1 protein-coding gene is annotated in these 777 nt (G+C 70.0%); it reads left to right on the top strand.

The features are described 5' to 3' along the window. Positions 1-777, top strand: a 777-nt coding sequence (locus CFP66_RS46885) for a Gfo/Idh/MocA family protein (RefSeq protein WP_094932059.1), incomplete at both ends; no start/stop codon positions are given.

Here is a 777-nt window from a genome sequence, read left to right as displayed (position 1 = left end):
CGCGCCGCGAGCGAGGTCTACGGGGTGCCCGGGTACGCCTCGGTCGAGCAGCTCGCGAGGGATCGGGGTGTCGATCTGGTCGTCGTTGCGGTCAAGGTGCCTCGGCATCGTGAGCTCGTGGTGTCGGCGCTGGAGGTGGGGGTGCCGGTGCTCTGTGAGTGGCCGTTGGCCGTGGATCTGGGTGAGGCGCGGGAGATGGAGCGCGCCGCGCGGGGGATGCGTAGCTTCGTCGGCCTTCAGGGGCGGTCCTCACCGGTCTTTCGTTGGTTGGCGGACCTGGTGGCCGGGGGGTATGTGGGGGAGGTTCTCTCCGTGACCGTGGTGGCGTCGTCGGTCGAGTGGGGTACTCCGGTGTCGGAGCGTGCGCGGTACACGCTCGATCGAGAGCTCGGGGCCACGATGTTGACGATCGCGTTCGGGCATGCGATCGATCTGGTGGCGATGGTCGTCGGCGAGCTGGAGGAGGTGGTGGCCACCACGGCGACCCGGCGTCCCAGGGTTCCGCTCGGCGGTACCGGACGGACCGTGCCGATGACCGCGGTCGACCAGATCGCGGTCTCGGGCAGGTTGGCGGGCGGGGCGGTGCTGTCCGTTCATCATCGAGGGGGCACGGCGTCGGGTGCGGGGTTCTCGTTGGTCATCGACGGTACGGAAGGGACTCTCGAGGTCAGTGCGCCGACTCATCCGCACGTCGTTGCCGTGACGGTGCGCGGCGCGCAGGGGCACGCTCGACCGGCCGAGCTGACGCTGCCCGACGGTTACGACGACTACCCCCGT

Origin of the sequence: Pseudonocardia sp. MH-G8 (assembly GCF_002262885.1) — a bacterium.
Classification (GTDB): Bacteria; Actinomycetota; Actinomycetes; order Mycobacteriales; family Pseudonocardiaceae; genus Pseudonocardia.
The sequence above is the reverse complement of the archived record's forward strand: the minus strand, read 5'-3'. Positions and strand labels throughout refer to the sequence as shown.